The sequence below is a fragment of the Streptomyces sp. R-74717 genome (assembly GCF_047305335.1).
In the GTDB taxonomy this organism is placed as follows: Bacteria; Actinomycetota; Actinomycetes; order Streptomycetales; family Streptomycetaceae; genus Streptomyces; species Streptomyces atratus.
In genome coordinates, this window is the sequence record NZ_CP102361.1 from 7729224 (window position 1) to 7746946 (window position 17723).

17 protein-coding genes and 3 pseudogenes are annotated in these 17723 nt (G+C 69.8%); 8 read left to right on the forward strand and 12 right to left on the reverse strand.

The genetic code is table 11. The features are described from left to right. Positions 1–10 precede the first annotated feature (10 nt). Together NRF20_RS35435 and NRF20_RS35440 are read left to right on the forward strand one after the other, a co-directional pair. Positions 11–919 (forward strand): diacylglycerol kinase, encoded by a 909-nt coding sequence (locus NRF20_RS35435; RefSeq protein ID WP_398629093.1) that lies wholly within the window; start codon positions 11–13, stop codon positions 917–919. 44 nt (positions 920–963) lie between these two features. Next, a complete protein-coding gene (locus NRF20_RS35440) occupies positions 964–3798 on the forward strand; it encodes a DEAD/DEAH box helicase (RefSeq protein WP_398629092.1) in 2835 nt (944 codons plus the stop codon). 238 nt (positions 3799–4036) lie between these two features. On the opposite strand, the gene NRF20_RS35445 is transcribed toward NRF20_RS35440, so the two are convergent. Beyond that, positions 4037–5137: an LLM class flavin-dependent oxidoreductase gene (locus NRF20_RS35445; RefSeq protein ID WP_413753915.1), complete on the reverse strand. Its 1101-nt coding sequence runs from the start codon at positions 5135–5137 to the stop codon at positions 4037–4039. Positions 5138–5396: 259 nt separating this feature from the next. Here NRF20_RS35445 and NRF20_RS35450 point away from each other — a divergent pair. Next, positions 5397–5805: pseudogene (locus NRF20_RS35450) on the forward strand (TetR/AcrR family transcriptional regulator); the annotation flags it as partial. A gap of 41 nt (positions 5806–5846) precedes the next feature. On the opposite strand, the gene NRF20_RS35455 reads toward NRF20_RS35450, so the two are convergent. Together NRF20_RS35455 and NRF20_RS35460 are read right to left on the reverse strand one after the other, a co-directional pair. Continuing rightward, entirely contained in the window at positions 5847–6101 is a 255-nt protein-coding gene (locus tag NRF20_RS35455; RefSeq protein WP_398629090.1) for a helix-turn-helix domain-containing protein, read from the reverse strand. Between the two features lie 142 nt (positions 6102–6243). After that, a pseudogene (locus NRF20_RS35460) lies at positions 6244–6810 on the reverse strand (hypothetical protein); the annotation flags it as partial. Here NRF20_RS35460 and NRF20_RS35465 point away from each other — a divergent pair. Next, positions 6809–6991, forward strand: coding sequence for a hypothetical protein (locus NRF20_RS35465; RefSeq protein ID WP_398629237.1), 183 nt, complete (start codon positions 6809–6811; stop codon positions 6989–6991). The pseudogene NRF20_RS35460 and the gene NRF20_RS35465 overlap by 2 nt on opposite strands. 68 nt (positions 6992–7059) lie before the next feature. Here the strand turns inward: NRF20_RS35465 and NRF20_RS35470 are convergent, their stop codons facing one another. The 5 genes and pseudogenes from NRF20_RS35470 to NRF20_RS35490 all read right to left on the reverse strand — a co-directional run. Then, positions 7060–7503 (reverse strand): SPW repeat protein, encoded by a 444-nt coding sequence (locus tag NRF20_RS35470; protein ID WP_398629089.1) that lies wholly within the window; start codon positions 7501–7503, stop codon positions 7060–7062. Between the two features lie 98 nt (positions 7504–7601). After that, complete coding sequence (locus NRF20_RS35475) at positions 7602–8555, reverse strand: ADP-ribosylglycohydrolase family protein (RefSeq protein WP_413753916.1); 954 nt, start codon at positions 8553–8555, stop codon at positions 7602–7604. Further along, positions 8552–8746, reverse strand: a complete 195-nt coding sequence (locus NRF20_RS35480) for a hypothetical protein (RefSeq protein WP_398629087.1) — start codon at positions 8744–8746, stop codon at positions 8552–8554. Before NRF20_RS35480 ends, NRF20_RS35475 begins: the two co-directional genes overlap by 4 nt. Positions 8747–8932: 186 nt before the next feature. Beyond that, positions 8933–10561 (reverse strand): molybdopterin-dependent oxidoreductase, encoded by a 1629-nt coding sequence (locus NRF20_RS35485; RefSeq protein ID WP_413753917.1) that lies wholly within the window; start codon positions 10559–10561, stop codon positions 8933–8935. 110 nt (positions 10562–10671) lie between these two features. Continuing rightward, a pseudogene (locus NRF20_RS35490) lies at positions 10672–10752 on the reverse strand (RNA polymerase subunit sigma); the annotation flags it as partial. 190 nt (positions 10753–10942) lie between these two features. Here NRF20_RS35490 and NRF20_RS35495 point away from each other — a divergent pair. From NRF20_RS35495 to NRF20_RS35505, 3 genes are all read left to right on the forward strand, one after another. Continuing rightward, positions 10943–11605 carry a PadR family transcriptional regulator gene (locus NRF20_RS35495; protein ID WP_413753918.1) on the forward strand — a complete coding sequence of 221 codons (663 nt, stop codon included), beginning with the start codon at positions 10943–10945 and terminating at the stop codon, positions 11603–11605. A gap of 214 nt (positions 11606–11819) precedes the next feature. Next, complete coding sequence (locus NRF20_RS35500; protein WP_413753919.1) at positions 11820–12833, forward strand: ATP-binding cassette domain-containing protein; 1014 nt, start codon at positions 11820–11822, stop codon at positions 12831–12833. Then, the gene (locus tag NRF20_RS35505; RefSeq protein ID WP_398629083.1) at positions 12830–13609 is read left to right on the forward strand and encodes an ABC transporter permease; all 780 of its coding nucleotides are present in this window, start codon (positions 12830–12832) and stop codon (positions 13607–13609) included. The genes NRF20_RS35500 and NRF20_RS35505 overlap by 4 nt, the downstream gene beginning before the upstream one ends. Before the next feature lie 9 nt (positions 13610–13618). Here NRF20_RS35505 and NRF20_RS35510 read toward each other — a convergent pair whose 3' ends face one another. Continuing rightward, positions 13619–14089 (reverse strand): ABA4-like family protein, encoded by a 471-nt coding sequence (locus NRF20_RS35510; RefSeq protein ID WP_398629082.1) that lies wholly within the window; start codon positions 14087–14089, stop codon positions 13619–13621. Further along, positions 14086–15015, reverse strand: coding sequence for a hypothetical protein (locus tag NRF20_RS35515; protein ID WP_413754641.1), 930 nt, complete (start codon positions 15013–15015; stop codon positions 14086–14088). The genes NRF20_RS35510 and NRF20_RS35515 overlap by 4 nt, the downstream gene beginning before the upstream one ends. A 156-nt stretch (positions 15016–15171) precedes the next feature. On the opposite strand from NRF20_RS35515, the gene NRF20_RS35520 reads away from it, so the two are divergent. After that, positions 15172–15846, forward strand: coding sequence for a MerR family transcriptional regulator (locus NRF20_RS35520; RefSeq protein WP_398629081.1), 675 nt, complete (start codon positions 15172–15174; stop codon positions 15844–15846). A 63-nt stretch (positions 15847–15909) separates the two neighbouring features. Here NRF20_RS35520 and NRF20_RS35525 read toward each other — a convergent pair whose 3' ends face one another. Together NRF20_RS35525 and NRF20_RS35530 are read right to left on the reverse strand one after the other, a co-directional pair. Then, positions 15910–16752, reverse strand: a complete 843-nt coding sequence (locus NRF20_RS35525; RefSeq protein ID WP_398629080.1) for a siderophore-interacting protein — start codon at positions 16750–16752, stop codon at positions 15910–15912. 46 nt (positions 16753–16798) lie between these two features. Further along, positions 16799–17707, reverse strand: a complete 909-nt coding sequence (locus NRF20_RS35530; RefSeq protein ID WP_413754642.1) for a 5'-3' exonuclease — start codon at positions 17705–17707, stop codon at positions 16799–16801. Between the last annotated feature and the right edge of the window lie 16 nt (positions 17708–17723).

Consider the following 17723-nt stretch of genomic DNA (forward strand, 5'->3'; position numbering starts at 1 on the left):
GGTCCCCCGGGTGACCAGCGAGATCACTCTTTTCGTCAATCCCACCGCAGGACGCGGCCGGGGCGCGCATGCCGCGCAGCCGGCCGCTTCCGCGTTGCGGGACGCCGGATTCTCCGTACGCACGGTTCTCGGCGTGGACGCCGACGACGCTTTGCGGCGGGCCCGTGAGGCCGTCGCGGGCGGGACCGGTGCGCTGATAGCGGTGGGCGGGGACGGCATGATGTCCCTCGCCCTGCAGGCCGTCGCGGGAACGATGACCCCGCTCGGGGTCGTCGCGGTCGGCACCGGGAACGACTTCGCCCGCGCGCTCGGGATGCCGATACGGGATCCGGCCGTCGCCGGACGGCTGGCCGCCGAGGCGCTCAAGGGCGGTACCGTCCGCGAGATCGACCTCGGACGGGTCGGTGAGCGGTGGTTCGGGTCCGTGCTCGCCTCCGGCTTCGACTCCCGGGTCAACGACCGCGGCAACCGGATGCGCTGGGTCGGTGGACGGTTCAAGTACGACCTCGCGATCCTCGCCGAACTCGCCGCGTTCAAGCCCATCCCGTACCGCATCAGGCTGGACGGCGGACCGGTCCGGGAGATCGAGGCGACGCTCATCGCCGTCGGCAACGGATCGACGTACGGCGGAGGCATGCGGATCTGCGCGGACGCCGTCATGGACGACGGGCTCTTCGACGTGACCGTCGTCGGGGACTGCAGCCGCACCACCCTGCTGAAGGTCTTCCCCCGCGTCTACAAGGGAACGCACCTCAGCCACCCCAAGGTCACCGTGCACAGGGTTTCCTCGATCGAGCTGGCCGCAGCCGGTGTCACCGCGTACGCGGACGGGGAACAGCTCGGAGCGCTGCCGCTCACCGCGACCTGTGTACCGGGTGCGGTGAGAGTGCTCGCGCCCGGTTCTCCCACGGGGATTTAAAGATCGCGTCACTGTCAGAGGTGGCGGGTAGGCTCGTAAGCAAGATGACAGAGGACCTCTCACCAGCTGAGCGATACCAGGCTTCTCGGATCCGTGCCGCCGAGCTGGCCACCGCACTCGCGCCCTTCCGCGAGATGTACGAGTTCGATCTGGACCCCTACCAGATCGAGGCCTGCAAGGCACTGGAGGCCGGCAAGGGAGTGCTCGTCGCAGCCCCGACCGGCTCGGGCAAGACCATCGTCGGCGAGTTCGCCGTTCACCTCGCCCTCGAACAGGGCCGCAAGTGCTTCTACACCACCCCGATCAAGGCTCTGTCCAACCAGAAGTTCACCGATCTGGTCAAGCGTTATGGACCGGACAAGGTCGGCCTGCTGACCGGTGACAACAGCGTCAACGGCGATGCCCCGGTGGTCGTCATGACCACCGAAGTGCTGCGGAACATGCTGTACGCGGGCTCGCAGGCGCTGCGCGGCCTCGGCTATGTGGTGATGGACGAGGTGCATTACCTCTCCGACCGCTTCCGGGGCGCCGTCTGGGAAGAAGTGATCATTCACCTCCCGGACTCCGTGACCCTGGTGTCGCTGTCGGCGACCGTGTCCAATGCCGAGGAGTTCGGTGACTGGCTGGACACCGTCCGCGGCGACACCCAGGTCATCGTCTCCGAGCACCGCCCCGTGCCGCTCTGGCAGCACGTGCTGGCAGGCCGCCGGATGTACGACCTCTTCGAGGAGGAGACCGATCACGGCGGCCGCGGCGCCGGACGCCGCGAGGTCAACCCCGATCTGGTCCGGCTCGTCCGGATGGAGAACCAGCGGGCGTACAACCCGCGTGAACGCCGCCGCGGCAAGATGATCCGCGAGGCGGACCGTGAGCGCGAGCGGCGTCAGCGCAGCCGGATCTGGACCCCGGCCAGGCCCGAGGTCATCGACCGGCTGGACGCTGAAGGGCTGCTCCCTGCCATCACGTTCATCTTCAGCCGGGCAGGCTGCGAGGCCGCCGTACAGCAGTGTCTGCACGCCGGACTGCGGCTCAACGACGAGGGCAAGCGCCGCCTGGTCCGCGAGATCGTCGAGGAGCGGACCTCATCCATTCCCGGCGAGGACCTCCATGTCCTGGGCTACTACGAGTGGCTCGAAGGGCTGGAGCGAGGCATCGCCGCGCACCACGCCGGCATGCTGCCCACGTTCAAGGAAGTTGTCGAGGAGCTGTTCGTCCGAGGGCTCGTCAAGGCCGTCTTCGCGACGGAGACCCTCGCCCTCGGCATCAACATGCCCGCACGCTCGGTCGTGCTGGAGAAGCTCGTCAAGTGGAACGGCGAACAGCACGCCGACATCACACCGGGCGAGTACACCCAGCTGACCGGGCGGGCCGGACGGCGTGGGATCGACGTCGAAGGCCATGCGGTGGTGCTGTGGCAGCGCGGCATGGACCCGGGCGCGCTGGCCGGACTCGCGGGTACGCGTACGTATCCGCTGCGGTCCAGCTTCAGGCCCTCGTACAACATGGCCGTGAACCTGGTGCAGCAGTTCGGGCGGCACCGCTCGCGCGAGCTGCTGGAGACCTCCTTCGCGCAGTTCCAGGCAGACCGGTCGGTGGTCGGGATCTCCCGGCAGGTCCAGCGGAACGAAGAGGGACTGGAGGGCTACCGGGAGGGCATGACCTGCCACCTCGGTGACTTCGAGGAGTACGCGCGACTGCGCCGCGAACTCAAGGACCGGGAGACGGAGCTCGCCAAGCAGGGCGCGTCGCAGCGGCGGGCCGCGGCTGCGGCGTCCCTGGAGAAGCTCAAGCCCGGCGATGTCATCCATGTCCCCACCGGCAAGTTCGCCGGACTTGCACTGGTCCTCGACCCGGGGCTGCCCGCCGGACGGACCAATGGGCACGGGCACCGCGGGCTCGAATACCACGACGGGCCACGGCCGTTGGTGCTGACCGCCGAGCGGCAGGTGAAGAGGCTCGCCGCGATCGACTTCCCCGTGCCAGTGGAGGCCGTGGAGCGGATGCGGGTGCCGAAGTCGTTCAACCCGCGCTCGCCGCAGTCGCGCCGCGATCTGGCCTCCGCGCTGCGGACCAAGGCCGGGCACATAGTGCCGGAGCGGCACCGCAAGGGGCGGTCCGCCGCGGTCGACGACCGGGAGATCGCCCGCTACCGGGCGGAGTTGCGCGCGCACCCCTGTCACGGGTGCGACGAGCGTGAGGACCATGCGCGATGGGCCGAGCGGTATCACCGCCTGCAGCGCGACACCAGGCAGCTGGAGCGGCGCATCGAGGGGCGGACGAACACGATCGCCCGCACCTTCGACCGGATCGTCGCACTGCTCACCGAGCTCGACTATCTGCGGGGCAATGAGGTCACCGAACACGGGCGGCGGCTTGCGCGGCTCTACGGCGAGCTGGATCTGCTGGCGAGCGAATGCCTGCGGGCCGGGGTGTGGGAGGGCCTGAACCCTGCCGAACTTGCGGCGTGCGTCTCGGCGTTGGTGTACGAGGCGCGGCAGGCCGATGACGCGGTGGCGCCGAAACTGCCGTCGGGGCCCGCGAAGACCGCGATGGGCGAGATGGTCCGGATCTGGGGTCGGCTCGACGCCCTGGAGGAGGAATTCAAGATCAACCAGGCGGAGGGGGTCGGGCAGCGTGAACCCGACCTGGGGTTTGCCTGGGCGGTCTACATGTGGGCGTCGGGGCGGACGCTGGACGAGGTGCTGCGCGAGGCGGAGATGCCGGCGGGGGACTTCGTGCGGTGGTGCAAGCAGGTGATCGATGTGCTGGGGCAGATTGCGGCTGCGGCTCCGCGGGACGGCAGCTCTGTGGCGCGGAGTGCGCGTAAGGCGGTGGAGGCGGTGTTGCGGGGGGTTGTGGCTTACAGCTCTGTGGGGTGAGGTTTGCGGGGGTGCGGGGGTGCGGGGGTGCGGAGTGGTGCGCCTGCGGCGGGCATGTCCCCTACCCGCCCCTTCCCGGAACGGGGCTCTGCCCCGGACCCCGGTCCTCAAACGCCGGACGGACTGGAAGGGTGCCGGATGGGGTGGAGAAGTGCCGGGCCGGCAGGAATGGGGCCTGGGCGGGCTGGAAGGGTGCCGGGCAGGCCGGATTTGTCGGCCCGCCCGGCACCTCTTGGTGTTACGGGGTTGTGCGGGCCGCGTCCCGCTTGGCCACTTCCTCGCGGACTATCGGGATGACGTGCCTTCCGAAGTCGATCGCGTCGTCCAGCAGGTCGTAGCCGCGGGCGGACAGGATTTCCACACCCAGGTCGTAGTAGTCCAGCAGCGCCTGCGCCACCGTCTCCGGTGTTCCTACCAAGGCCGTCGAATTGCCGGCGCCGCCCGTCTCCGCCGCGGTCGGTGTCCACAGTGCCCGGTCGTGGCGCTCGCTCTCGGCGGCCACTGCGAGGAGTCGTTGGGAGCCGGCGTTCTCCGGGCTGTTCAGCGGGTGACGGCGGCTCAGCGGTGCGCCGGCCTTGCGGGCCTTGATGCGCGCCAGCGTCCGGTGAGCCTTTTCCCAGGCCAGTTCCTCGGTCGGTGCGATGATCGGCCGGAAGGCGACCTGGATCCTGGGGACGTCCTTACGGCCGGCTGCCTTCGCCGCTGCCTTCACCGATGCGATCTGTTCCGCGGTCTGTGCCAGCGGTTCGCCCCACAGGCAGTAGATGTCGGCTTCGGCGCCCCCGGCCGCGTACGCCGCCGGTGAGGAACCCCCGAACGAGACCCGCGGATGCGGCTGCTGCACGGGGAAGGTGACGCTCACGAAGTCGTTGAAACGGTAGTGCGTGCCCTCGTGGTCGAAGGGATCGTGCGAAGTCCACGCCTTCTTGATGATCTGGATGGCCTCACGGGTGCGAGCGTACCGCTCGTCCTTGGTGAGGAAGTCGCCCTCGCGCTGCTGCTCGTGGTCGTTGCCGCCGGTGATGAAGTGCACGGCGAGACGGCCGTCGCTGATCCGGTCCAGGGTTGCGAAGGTCTTGGCCGCGAACGTCGGGTACGAGACGTTGGGGCGGTGCGCGACCAGGATCTGGAGCGTTTCGGTACGGGCCGCGATGTAGGCGGCGGCGGGGGACGGATCGGGGGAGCCGGAGCCGTAGGCGAACAGCACTCGGTCCCAGCCGTGGTCCTCGTGTGCGCGGGCCAGTTTGAGCGTGTACGCCTTGTCGAAGGACGCCCCGGAGCGGGGTGTCACTTCGGAGCCTTCATTGGTTGCTGCGATGCCGAGAAACTCGACGGGCATGGCAAAGCCTCATCTCGTGCTGCGGGGGGAACCGGTCGTGTGAAGCGCTGACGTCGGAGCAGTCAGGAACAACACGAGGCGGACCACACTCGACCGAAGTCGATGTGGTCGCGGGTGACCAGCCGCAGCTGAGGGCGCATCTGCCCAGTGGAACAGGCGTGTTGGTGCCGAGTCAACTGTTTCTGGGATCAACGACCGAGGTATGCGCGCCAACTGCCGTGCGATGTGATGTCCGCGGCGCCCTCCAGCGCGTACGGCGGCCGAGCTCCTGAAGTCCACAGTCACCCCGCCGCCGGCACTGGCGAGGCGGCTCCTCCGCGGACGGCGATACGGCCGCGGAGGACCGGCTGTGGGAGCTGTGCCGCTCCGATGTGGCGCTGCTGTGCGGCGGTCCCTGCAACCTCGGGGCGCTGTACGTGCTGCCCGGGGTGCGGGCAGAGCGGTTCGCGGACTTCCACCATTTCCGGGCTGAACTGAAGCAGGCCTACGGACAGTTGCTGGTGGCTACGGAGGCGGGTGCGGCCCTCGGCAAGGGTGAGGCGGACCTCCGTACGGACCTGGTGGTCGGGCTGATCGAGGGCGTGATCCTGGTCCACCGGTCCGATCCGGGGCGTGCGGTCGGCGCGTTCGCGGCGGCCACGGCGGATGCGGGCGCGGGGATCGTGGGGGCGTGGGGGCGTGAGGGTCTGAGGTCCGGGGACGGTGGGATTCAGGGCCTGAGGTCCGGCGGTGCGGACGGCTCGCCCGGGGGCGTGGACAGGCCCGCGCGGCAAGCCAGTTGGAGTGCGAGGCACACATCCGGCTCGTTCAGATCGGCGCCCGTCAGCTGGACGATCTTGCGAATGCGGGCGCCCACCGTGTTCCGGTGCAGATGCAGGGCCTCCGCCGCACGGGCGGGCGAGTTGTTGTGGTCGAGGTACCCCTGGAGCGTGCGCAGCAGCGGCTCGGCGCGTTCCGGACCCAACGCCAGTACGGGGGGCCAGGAGTTCCGCGACCGCTTCGCGCGCCGTGTCGGAGGCGTACCACTCCAGCAGCATCCGGTCGAGGCCCACCGCGTCATGCGCGGCCACCGTCGGCCCCGCACCGCGCGGCACGGTGGCCCGGGCCTCACGGGCGGAGGTGCGGATGCCCAGCGGGCCACGGTGCGGTGAGCCCACGCCGCATCTCAACCGGCCCTCCGGGCGCAGTCCGGCCAGCCGGTCCACTGCACGCCGGGCACGGGCCAGGGGGGCGCGCCGCCCGTCCGCCCCCGGGTCGGCGGGCCAGGTGCTGGGCAGCACGAGGGGGTCGTCGACCAGGGCCGCGTTCCACTGGACGGTGTCGGTGGGCGGTGACGCGGGTGCGGTGGGGTGCGCCGCAGGTCCGTCCCAGGTCCGCAGCAGGGTCAGCGCCTGGGACATCACCGCGTCCAGTGCCTTCGGCCGGTTCGTGGCGTCGAGGCCGCCGACGTCCACCCACAGCGCGATGTGCCAGCCGTCGATGGGCAGCGCGAGCGCCCGGCCGCGGGCCGCCCGTCGGGCGGGCTGGTCCTGCGGGGCACGAGCGGCTCGGCGAGCAGCCTGCCGCGGGACCGCACGGGGACGTCGCCGTGTCCGCCGCGCGCCGCCGGCGCGAGGACGGAGCGCACCGCCGACCCCGCGTGACCGGGGCGGGCCGCCCACGCCCGACCTCATCTGCGTGCTGGACACCGACACCGGTGACCCGGTGACGACGGAGAGCCTGCGCTACGGCCTGCGCGTCAGCGTCCTCGCGGCCCCTTGCGGCCCGCGTTGGACCACTCCTGGCGGCCTGGCCCTCGCCGGGCCGCGGTACTTCGGTTGCGACGTGGACCATCTGCCGTTCCGACAGGTCTGATCCACGGCACCGGGCCCCGTCCGCCGTCGGCCGGTCCGCGTCACGCGGACCGGCCGAGCGTCCTTGTCTCAGGCCGAGGGCTTGCCGCTCTTCATCGACACCCCTACGCAGACCAATCCCAGCAGCACGGTCAGTCCGCCGATGATGACGTTGTTGAGGACGACGCCGAGGTCCGGGCTGCTGCCGACGACCCACGTCGAGATGATCAACCAAGCACCTATGGCGCAGATGGCCCAGCTCAGGCCGTACATCCGCTCCGGCATGACGGTGAACCCGAGACCGAGCGCGGCGATCGCGATACCCATGATCAGGTTGTGCGTCACGAGTGCGGGCTGACTTGCCGTGAAGCTGAGCACCCAGGGCGAGATGGCGCAGTAGAGACCGATGAGGAACACCGGTGCGTCCACGAGAGCCACATCGCGGCCGCCGAGCATTCGGGCATAGCGATCGCGCATTTCAGAGACATCGGGGTGACTGGCGATGTCACGGCCGGTGTGCGAGAGGTTTGACATGGGTTCGTCTCCTTCGCTTCTGCAGACCCGAACACCGCTTTTATGTGATAAGCGGCCTGCTATGTCATTCTGCGCTTATCCAGCCCTTATGTGTAGATTCAAGACTTGCGAATATCCGTGGGAATCGCACCGGGTGGGGCACTGTCCAGCCGCCGGGCCAGGGCCAGCAGATCGGGCGTCCGCAGCACACGGTCCCCGTACCCCGGCAGCGGCACGTGCAGGGGCTCCGTCCAGCGCGACGGAATCGCTTCGAAGCCGTACACCGCCCCCGCCAGACCACCGGTCACCGCGGCGACCGTGTCCGTGTCCCCACCCACGTCGACCGCTGCGGCCAGGGCGTTCTCGTACGTACGTGTCGTGCGCAGCGCCCAGAGCGCCGTGCCCAGACACGGCCACACCGCGCCGTTGAACTCCGTTGCCGCGTCCGGATGCCAGCCGGGCGCGAGGACGGTGGCCCAGCGCTCGCGGTGATCCTCGTGCACCCGGTTCAGGGCGCCCGGGACCGCGGCGAGCGGATCGCCGCCGTCCAGTGCCACCCGGATCAGCTCATGGAACACGGCGGTGCCCTCCCAGGCGATCCGGCGGCCGGCATCCATCGTCGCCACCCGCCCCGCCCGCGCGAAATACACCGCCGGTGCGGCGGCCCGCATCAGCGAACCGTTGCCCGCCGCGCGGCCGTTGACCTGGAAGTGCAGCGCTGCCGCGAGGTCCCAGGGGTCACCGCTCGTCAGGACGTCCTCGGTCTGCAGGCCGATGTCCTTCGGCCCACCCTGCGCCCATCGGCGAAACCGGCCGAACATGTCGGGGAGGTCGAGGCCGTCTCGTTCCAGCAGGGACTCCGCGACCAGAACGGCCATCTGGGTGTCATCCGTGGCCTCACCCGGATCCCAGCCGCCACCCCCGCACATCGTGCCGACACTGTCCGGGAAGCGGGCCGCGTACACACCGGCGGGACCGAACTCGAACGGTGCCCCCAGCGCGTCACCGACCGCCGATCCGACGACGGCACCCGCCACCCGGTCCTGCCGATCCACGACGCTCAGACGGTTCATCCGGTCAGCGTACGGAGGGCGTAGGCCGGAAGTCCCGGCCGCCCCAGCGAGAACAGCAGCCTGCCCGTCTCGTCGAGGGTCGTGCCGTCGGTGTCCGGGGCGAGCGGGATGCCGCGCAGCATGCGCGGCGGCAGCGGCAGCGGCGCTCGGACTTCCGACGATGTGGACCGTCGCGTCGGCGGTCGGGACATTGCCGCAGACGACCTTCGACGAGCCGTTCACGGTGTACGTCATCCCCGAACCGGACCTGGTCGGTTCGCTCCTCTTCAGCGTGGCGAAGGAGCCCGCGCCGTTCTTCGGCACGGAGGAAATGGTGAGCCGTGCTCCGTGGAGAGGGTGGTGCGGTCGGGGTGTGCCCCGGCTCGGTGTGCCCCGGCTCAGGGCACGTCGACCACCACCGAGTGCCAGCCGGTCGCACCGTTGGGCACGGTGCCTACGCGATCGCCGGTCTGAGTGGCGCCGGTTCCGTCGGTGGCGCGAACCTCAAGGGTGTGATGGCCGGATGCGGCGGGCCACTCCCACACCCACTGGCGCCAGGTGTCCTGGGTGTCCGCGGCAGCCAGCCGGGCCGTGTGCCACTCCCCGCCGTCCACCCGGACCTCAACCCTGGAGATACCGCGGTGCTGGGCCCAGGCCACCCCGGCCACCGGCACGATGCCGGCCTTCGGGGAGGCGAACGGACGGGGGGTGTCGATCCGCGACTCGGTCTTGACCGGTGCCTCCTGGGACCAGCTCCGTTTGACCCAGTAGGCGTCGTAGGCATCGAACGTGGTGAGTTCGATGTCCTTGATCCACTTGCAGGCCGACACGTATCCGTACAGGCCGGGAACGACCATCCGGACCGGGAAGCCGTGCTCGAAGGGCAGTGGCTCGCCGTTCATGCCGAAAGCGAGCATCGCGTCGCGCCCGTCCATGACCGTCTCGACCGGTGTGCCGATCGTCATGCCGTCGACGGAACGCGCCACGATCTGGTCGGCGGGCCCGCCCTTCGACGGGGGGCGCACCCCCGCATCGCGCAACAGATCGGCCAGTCGTACGCCGAGCCACCTGGTGTTGCCGACGTAAGGGCCGCCGACCTCGTTGGACACGCAGGTCAACGTGATGTCGCGCTCGATGACCTCCCTTCGCAGCAGGTCGTGGAAGCCGACAGTGACGGGCCGCTCCACACCCCTGCCATGGATCTTCAGCTGCCATGTGCCGGCATCGACGCGTGGCACGACCAGAGCCGTATCCACCCGGTAGAAGTCCTTGTTCGGGGTGATGAACGAGCTCAGTCCCCGGATCCTCAGATCGGCGCCCGCCGGGACCGCCGGTGCGGCGGAACGGGGTACCGGGAGGACCAGGTCATGACGTGAAGCGGAGGCTCCGGCCTGGACGGAGGACGTGAGCCGCCGCCCCAGGAGTCCCGCGCAGGCGGAGGCCACCGCCGCGGCGGTCGCCGCGACCACGAAGCCACGGCGGTCGAAGATGCCGTTCGCCTCTTCGTCCCTCTCCCCGGCCCCGGGGGAGGGACGAAGAGCCGGTGTGAGCCGTCCGACCAGGAGATACAGCACTCCTACGGCCACCACGGCACCCGCCACCGAAGGCAGCGCGTCGGCAGGCGCGCCCTCCGGACGCCCTGCCGCCGCCACTGCCCCGACCAGGCCGAAGACCAGGACGGCAGCTGAGCCGAGCCGCCGGTGCCGCAGCGCCAGCACTCCGACCGCCATGGCGAAGAGCGCCAGAAGGATCAGGATCCCGAGCTGGAGCACCAGCTTGTCGGCGGTGCCGAAGTTCCGTACGGCGAAGTCCCTCACGGCCGGGGGAGTGCGGTCGATCACCGCACTGCCCACAGCCGTGACCGGGCCTGCCTCGGGACGAAGGACAGCCGCGACCAGCTCGGCGACCGCCAGGGCGCAGAACCCGGCGATCAGACCGCTGAGCGCGGCGAGGGCGGCGCGCGCCCAGCCCCGTCGCCGGGACCGAGCGGCCCCGGTTCGCTGCGAATCATCTCGGTCTTCACTCACCACCGGGATTCGTCGCCCAGCGCCGGACGGATTGGTCCGTCACTCGATCGGGTGCGAGTTCTTCCGGCCGATCCGGGACGGCACCTATGACGAATCACAGCCGAGAGACATCCCCGGGCGACCAGCCCCAGCAGCTCCTGGAGATCGGGCCCCGCCGAGGGCGCTCCGCTGATGTACACGGCTTCTTTCACGCGGGCTTCCTCCCTGATCGCACATCGGTTCTCCGAGTGGTCCGGAGCCGACGGCAGCACGGATCGGTCAGTGCGCGAGATCCTTCCACACATCCCGAAATTCGCGATACATCGCGGTTGACGCGTCCGGGTGAACGCGATATGTTCGCGCACGAGTATTCGAAGGCGGAGTGAGGGGTGGTGGGGGCGGGTGGCCAAGCGGCGCAAGCTCGGCAATCCACTGGCGCTGACGGTCATGGTGCTGCTCGCCGAGCGTTCCATGCATCCGTACGAGATTGCCCAGACGCTTCGCCGGCGCGGCAAGGAACACAGCGTCAAGATCAATTTCGGCTCGCTGTACACCGTCGTCCAGAACCTGGAGAAGCACGGTTACGTCGAGGTCGCGGGCGTCCAGCGGCAGGGCAACCGCCCTGAGCGCACGCTCTACGGCATCACCGAGGCCGGGCGTGCGGAAATGCTCGACTGGCTCTCCGATCTGCTCGCCGTTCCGGCCGTCGAGTACCCGGTCTTCGAGACGGCGCTCTCGCTTCTGCCGGTGCTGCCGCCGGAGGATGTGGCTGAGCTGATGGAGACCCGGGAGGCGGCGCTGGCGGTCCAGGCCGCGGCTCTCCGGGGGGTCCTCGGTCAGCTGGGGGAGAAGCTGCCCCGCGTCTTCGTCGTCGAGACCGAGTATCAGCTCCACATGATCGACGCACAGTTGGAGTGGATCAAGAACTTCCACAAGGAACTCACCGACGCCTCGATCAGCGGCATCGAGGAGTGGAAGTCCTTCCATGAAACCGGTGAAGTCCCGCAGGACTGGAAGGACTTGGGCCAACAGGAGATCGTTCTCGACCCTGAGCGGAAGGCGTAGCAGAAGCGACACCACAGAAAAAGACCCCGGCGGGAGCTGTTGGAGCAGCAACCGCCGGGGTCTCGAACCCCGGACCGGCCATGCCGTGAAGGCGAGCCAGGCGATCGAGGTGCGGCACACCCAGGATAGCCCGGCGCTCTTCACGCGGATCGGCTCGGCATACCCGAGTGCTCGGTGGACCCGAGTACCCCGCTGACCACAGGAGAGCTCTGTCATGAGCACCCGTGCGCCCGCAGTAGCGGCGCGAAATCTGATCAAGACCTATCCCGGCGATGTCACCGCGCTGGGCGGCATGGACCTCGACGTCGATGCCGGCACGGTCTTCGGACTCCTCGGCCCCAACGGCGCCGGAAAGTCCACCACCGTCAAGATCCTCACCACCCTGGCCCGCCCCGATTCCGGCACCGCGACCGTCGCCGGACACGACGTCCTGCGCCACCCCGACCGGGTCCGCCGCGCGATCGGCGTCGTCGCCCAGAAGTCCGGCGCCGACCCGGTCGCCACCGGCCGTGAGAACCTCCTGCTCCAGGGCAGGCTGTACGGGATGCGGGGCGCCGCCGTCCAACGCCGCGCCGATGAACTGCTGGACCGCTTCGATCTCGCCGACGCCGCGAAGCGCCAGGTCAAGGGATACTCCGGCGGTATGCAGCGACGCCTCGACGTGGCGCTCGGCCTGGTCCACCGCCCCGAGGTTCTCTTCCTCGACGAACCCACCACCGGACTCGACCCCGAGGCCCGCACGGTCATGTGGGAAGAGATCTCCCGGCTGGCCGGCGACGAGGGACTGACCATCGTCCTCACGACGCACTATCTGGAGGAGGCCGACCGGCTCGCCGAGCGCATCGCGATCGTCGACCGCGGCCGGGTCGTCGTCGAGGGCAGCCCCGACGAACTCAAGGGCGAACTACGGGGCGATGCCGTCCACATGGAGTTGCGCGCCGAGGGCGATGCAAGGGCGATCGACGACGCGCTGACCGGACTGCCCGGGGTGTACGAGGTGCTGGTCGACGGCCGCCGGGTGAGCGTCCGCGCGGAGGACGGCGCCGCGGCCGTCCCCGTGCTGCTCGCCGCCCTGGAGCGGGCCGGTGAGGCGGTCGCCGCCGCCACCGTGGCCCGCCCCTCCCTCGATGACGTCTATCTGCGCCATGCCGGACGTCGTTTCTCCGAGGCCGAAGCGGCGGACGCCCGGCAGGTCCCTGCCCTCACCCCCGCAGGAGGCACCCGATGAACAGCCAAGTTCTCGCCCAGACCTGGTACATGACTCAGCGTCAGCTCATGGCGATCATCCGGCAGCCGGTCTTCCTGGCGATCTCCTTGATCCAGCCGGTGATCTGGCTGTTCCTGTTCGGCAACCTCTTCAAGAAGGTCGTCGAGCTGGGCGGCTTCGGCACCACGTCCTACCTGGACTACCTGATCCCGGGCATCGTGGTGATGAGCGCCCTCGGATCGAGCATGTGGGCCGGTATGGGCACCCTGGAGGAGATCGAACGCGGCACGCTCAACCGCTTCCTGACGACGCCGGTCAGCCGCAACGCGCTGATGAACGCCAATGTCGTACAGAACGGCATCAGCATCGCCGTGCAGTCCGTCATCATCGTGCTGCTCGGCTGGGCCGCCGGCGCCACCTACCCCGGCGGTGCGGGCGGGCTGCTGATCCTGGTCGTCGCCTCGATCCTGCTCGGCACGGTCTTCGGTGCGCTCTCCAACGCGCTCGGCATGCTGGTCCGTCAGCGCGAGTCGATCATCGGCATCAACACCTTTCTGCTGCTGCCGCTGACCTTCCTCTCCTCCTCCTTCATGGCCCCGAGCCAGATGCCGCCCTGGATGCGGCACATCGCGGACTTCAACCCGGTCGACTGGGCGATGGTGGCAGGCCGTTCGGCGCTGACCGCCGACCCCGACCGGAGTCTGGTGCTCAGCCGCGAGGGAGCATTGCTGGTCCTTGCGGTGGCGGCGGTCTGGCTGTCGACCCGTACGTTCCGCTCGTACCAGAAGTCCGTCTGACGGGCGCCCTCACCCCAGCGACGCGTGACCGGCCCGGTCCGGGATTCCGTTCCCGGGCCGGGTCTTCGGCCGCAGGAAGGCCCGTAGCGCGAGAAAGACCAGCAGCCCGAAGGGCGACAGCAGGATCGTCAGCACCAGCAGTGGCCCCATCACCAGCGGAGAGACCCCCAGCCGGCGTCCTTCCAGGAACATCCACTGGCCCAGCAGCAGATCCCAGGCGATGACCTGCGCCCAGACCGCCCCTGCCCCGTTCGCCAGGGCCGTCAGGTCGCGGAAGGTGTCGATGTCGGGGCTGCGCACCGCGTCCCAGAGCTCAGGGAAGACCGGTACGGCCATGACCAGATAGAGCGCAAGCACCGGCAGGACGGTGAGCGGTGATGCGGCGACACGCGCCGTGGGACGCCAGTTCGGCGCGAGGATCATGAGCAGCCAGAACGGGGCTGCCAGGAAGAACGAGATCTCGAAGAGCGCACCGGTCATGCCACGAGCTCCTTGTCGGTGGAATCGGAGAAGGAATCTGAATCGGCCTTCTGTGGTACGGGAGTTGACCTCAGCGCCCCATAGCCGCAGACAGCAGTCGCCGCCACGATCAGGGCCGCGGCGACGAGCGTCGCGCCGTCCGGATGGATCAGCGGCTGACCGCGCAGCGCCTGCCAGGTGACCAGCGCGACGACTGCCGCGTACGTACCGGAGGCGACCAGCACCAACCGCAGCCGGACCCGCGGTTCGCTCAGCCGGGGGAAGCGCGGGGCCAGGGCGACCAGCGCGAGCAGGAAGAGCGGCAGCAGTTGGAGCGCGTGCATGCCGACGAAGTGCGGTATGCGCAGATCCCCGCCGGTTGCCGACCAGCCGGTGAGGGGCATCGACGGGCCGCCGTCCGGTACGCCGACGGAATGCGCGCCGATCACATCGGCGGTGTCGAGATTCCCGGCCGCCCGCTGCTCGGGCGTGGGCTGCGTCATCAGGAAGCCGAATCCGGCACCCACCAGGGCGAGCAGCACGCCCGAGCGGATCGCCCAGGCGGCGGCGCGGTCGGCCATACGGGCGCGCAGCAGCAGGACGGCTATGGCCAGTGTGCCGGTCCAGAGCACGACGACGGTGACGGCCATCGTGTTGAACAGCGTCTCGTCGAACGGGGTGGCGTGGTTGAAGTGGCTGCGCTTCCCGCGGATCACCTGGCCGGTGATGATCGCCATCTCGCCCAGGCTGGACAGGGCGACCACGGTTCCGGCCCACCAGCCGACGCGCCGGCCGCGGGTGACCAGCGTCAGCATCCAGGCCAGTGCGAGTGCGTAGACGACGAACGAGACCGCGAACTTGAACGGCTTGAACCATATCGCCGAGCCCGCCAGGACCCGGTCGTCGACCAGCAGTCCCACGGCCGAGACGACCGCCATGACGGCCATCGCGGCCGCGAAGAGGACTAACGGCCGGTGCCATGAACGCCATGAAGGCATGAGGACCCCCTCTGCAATTATGGATAGTGGCACTTCCCGCTATCCGATAGTGGAACTATCTATGATGGGTCTGGGGGTTGGCAAGCGCGGAAGGAAGAACACGCGGTGCGCATCGGCGAGTTGAGTCGCAGGTCCGGGGTTCCGGTACCGACGATCAAGTTCTATGTACGGGAAGGGCTGTTGCCCGCCGGGCAGTTGACCAGCCCGAACCAGGCGAGTTACGACTCCGGCCATGAGCGCAGGCTGCGGCTGATCCGTGCCCTGCTGGATGTCGGCGGGCTCTCGCTCGCGGCCATCGGCGATGTGCTCCGGGTGGTCGAGGACCCGGAGCAGCCGGTGCACAAGGTGCTGGGTGTCGCGGCGAAGCGACTCACCCCGCTGCAGGGGGACGAGCCGGGGCCCGAGCTGGACGACGCCCGCGAAGAGGTGGCGGAGCTGGTGGAGCGACGCGGCTGGCGGGCCGAGGCGCACGGTCCGGCCGGCGAGTGCCTGGCTGGGGTGATCGTCGCGCTGCGGCGGGCCGGGCACGGCGGGTTCGTCGAGCTGCTCGACGACTACGCGGCCGCCGCCGAACCGGTCGCGCGGGCCGACCTCGACTATGTGGGGCGGCGGGTGGCGCGCGAGGACCTGGTGGAGAGCGTGGTCGTCGGCACGGTGCTGGGGGAGGCGATGTTCAGCGCACTGCGACGGCTCGCGCATGTGGACGCGTCCTCGCGCGCGTACGACGGCGAGGGGGATCCGGGCGGCGACGGGGCGGCGGTGCATGCCGCCGGTGGATGAACCGGCGCCCCGGGAACACGTACGCCCCGGTCGGGGACCGGGGCGTACACGAGTGAGCCGGTGTTACGCCGCGCTCTCCTGCTCGCGCTCCACCTGTGCGTTCCACTCGCGCTTGACCGAGCGCCAGGCGTCGTCGTTCTGGCCGAGCCGCCAGTAGCCGGAGATGGACAGCTGAGGAAGCGGGATCTTGCGGTCCAGGCGCAGATGGCGGCGGATCTCCTTCACGAAGCCCGCCTCGCCGTGGATGAATGCCTGGACCTCGCCCGCCGGGAACTCCAGCTCCTTGACCGCGGCTGTCAGCGCCTCGCCGACCGGGCGCTCACCGCGGTGCAGCCAGGTCACCTCGACCCCGTCGGGCGTCACGATCTTCTGCTCCTCCGAGGCGTCCGACACCTCGACGAACGCGTGCACGACCGCACCCGCCGACATCTGCTCCAGGGCGGCGGCGATCGCCGGCAGAGCGCTCTCGTCGCCGGCCAGGAGGTGCCAGTCCGCCGAGGCGTCCGGGCCGTAGCCCCCACCGGGGCCGAGGAAGGTCACCTGGTCACCCGCGACCGCCCGCATCGCCCAGGGTCCGGCGAGGCCCTCGTCGCCGTGGACCACGAAGTCGATGGCCAGCTCCCGGGTGACCGGATCCCAGGAGCGCACCGTGTAGGTGCGGGTGGTGGGCCACAGCTCCCGCGGCTGCTCCTCACGGATGCGGGCCATGTCGAACGGGTGCGCGTAGTCCGCACCCTCGGGGGCGAAGCAGAGCTTGACGTAGTGGTCGGTGAACCCGGAGAGTCCGAAGCCGGCGAGGCCGTCACCGCCGAGCACCACGCGCACCATGTGAGGGGTGATCTGCTCGGTGCGCAGAACGTGGGCCCCCTGCGCCTTGGGTGCCTGCCGTGCCGGTCGTTCTGCCACGAGGTTCTCCCTGCTCCGATTGCTTAGGCTTACCTAAGCTAGCACTTCAGTTGCGCAGTGTGGAGAGCAGGCGTTGCAGGGCACCGCCCAGCCCCCACTGCTTCGCGAGGGCTTCGAGGGCGACGGGATCGCGTGGCTCGATGGGGAGCGCGGGGTCGAACTCGGGAAGGGGTACGTCACGGGCGACGCGGACCACCTTCGGTGCGACGGCCACATAGTCCCGGGCCTCGTCGAGGCGCTTGCGCTGCGAGGGCGTCAGCTTGGCGGCCGGATCGTCCACCGCGGCCATGATTCCGGCCAGATCGCCGAAGGCGTCCAGCAGTCTCGCCGCCGTCTTCTCGCCGATGCCGGGAACGCCCGGCAGTCCGTCGCTCGGGTCGCCGCGCAGCAGGGCCAGATCGACATAGCCGGAGCCGTCCACCCCGTACTTCTCCCGCAGCCACGCCTCGTCCGTCAGCTGGAGCGAGCCGACCCCCTTCAGGGGATAGAGCACCCGCACCCCGCGGGCGTCGTCGACCAGCTGATAGAGATCCCGGTCGCCGGTGACGATGTCCACGGGGCCGGTGGCCAGGCCGGTGAGCGTGCCGATCACATCGTCCGCCTCGTAGTCCGCGACGCCGACCCGGGCGATGCCGAGCGCATCCAGGACGTCCTCGATGACCGGCACCTGCGGGGCCAGTGTGTCGGGGGTCTCCTCCTCGTCGGGCATCCCCTCGGCGGTCTCCACCGCGACGCGGTGCGCCTTGTACGTGGGGATCAGCTCCACCCGCCAGTGCGGCCGCCAGTCCGCGTCCATGCAGGCGACCAGGTCGTCCGGCCGGTGGTCCTGCACCAGGCGCCCGATGAAGTCGAGCAGCCCGCGCACGGCGTTGACCGGGGTCCCGTCCGGGGCGCGCACCGAATCGGGAACCCCGAAGTAGGCGCGGTAGTAGAGGGAAGCGGTGTCGAGGAGCATCAGGCGTCGCGTCACA

Bases quoted from the DNA above. Each gene is read 5' to 3' on its own strand.
- NRF20_RS35510 (WP_398629082.1), bottom strand. From the start codon at position 14,089: ATGACCGGTGCGCTCTTCGAGATCTCGTTCTTCCTGGCAGCCCCGTTC.
- NRF20_RS35475 (WP_413753916.1), bottom strand. From the start codon at position 8,555: ATGAACCGTCTGAGCGTCGTGGATCGGCAGGACCGGGTGGCGGGTGCC.
- NRF20_RS35505 (WP_398629083.1), top strand. From the start codon at position 12,830: ATGAACAGCCAAGTTCTCGCCCAGACCTGGTACATGACTCAGCGTCAG.
- NRF20_RS35530 (WP_413754642.1), bottom strand. From the start codon at position 17,707: ATGCTCCTCGACACCGCTTCCCTCTACTACCGCGCCTACTTCGGGGTT.
- NRF20_RS35500 (WP_413753919.1), top strand. From the start codon at position 11,820: ATGAGCACCCGTGCGCCCGCAGTAGCGGCGCGAAATCTGATCAAGACC.
- NRF20_RS35445 (WP_413753915.1), bottom strand. From the start codon at position 5,137: ATGCCCGTCGAGTTTCTCGGCATCGCAGCAACCAATGAAGGCTCCGAA.
- NRF20_RS35515 (WP_413754641.1), bottom strand. From the start codon at position 15,015: ATGGCCGTCATGGCGGTCGTCTCGGCCGTGGGACTGCTGGTCGACGAC.
- NRF20_RS35480 (WP_398629087.1), bottom strand. From the start codon at position 8,746: ATGTCCCGACCGCCGACGCGACGGTCCACATCGTCGGAAGTCCGAGCG.
- NRF20_RS35470 (WP_398629089.1), bottom strand. From the start codon at position 7,503: ATGTCAAACCTCTCGCACACCGGCCGTGACATCGCCAGTCACCCCGAT.
- NRF20_RS35440 (WP_398629092.1), top strand. From the start codon at position 964: ATGACAGAGGACCTCTCACCAGCTGAGCGATACCAGGCTTCTCGGATC.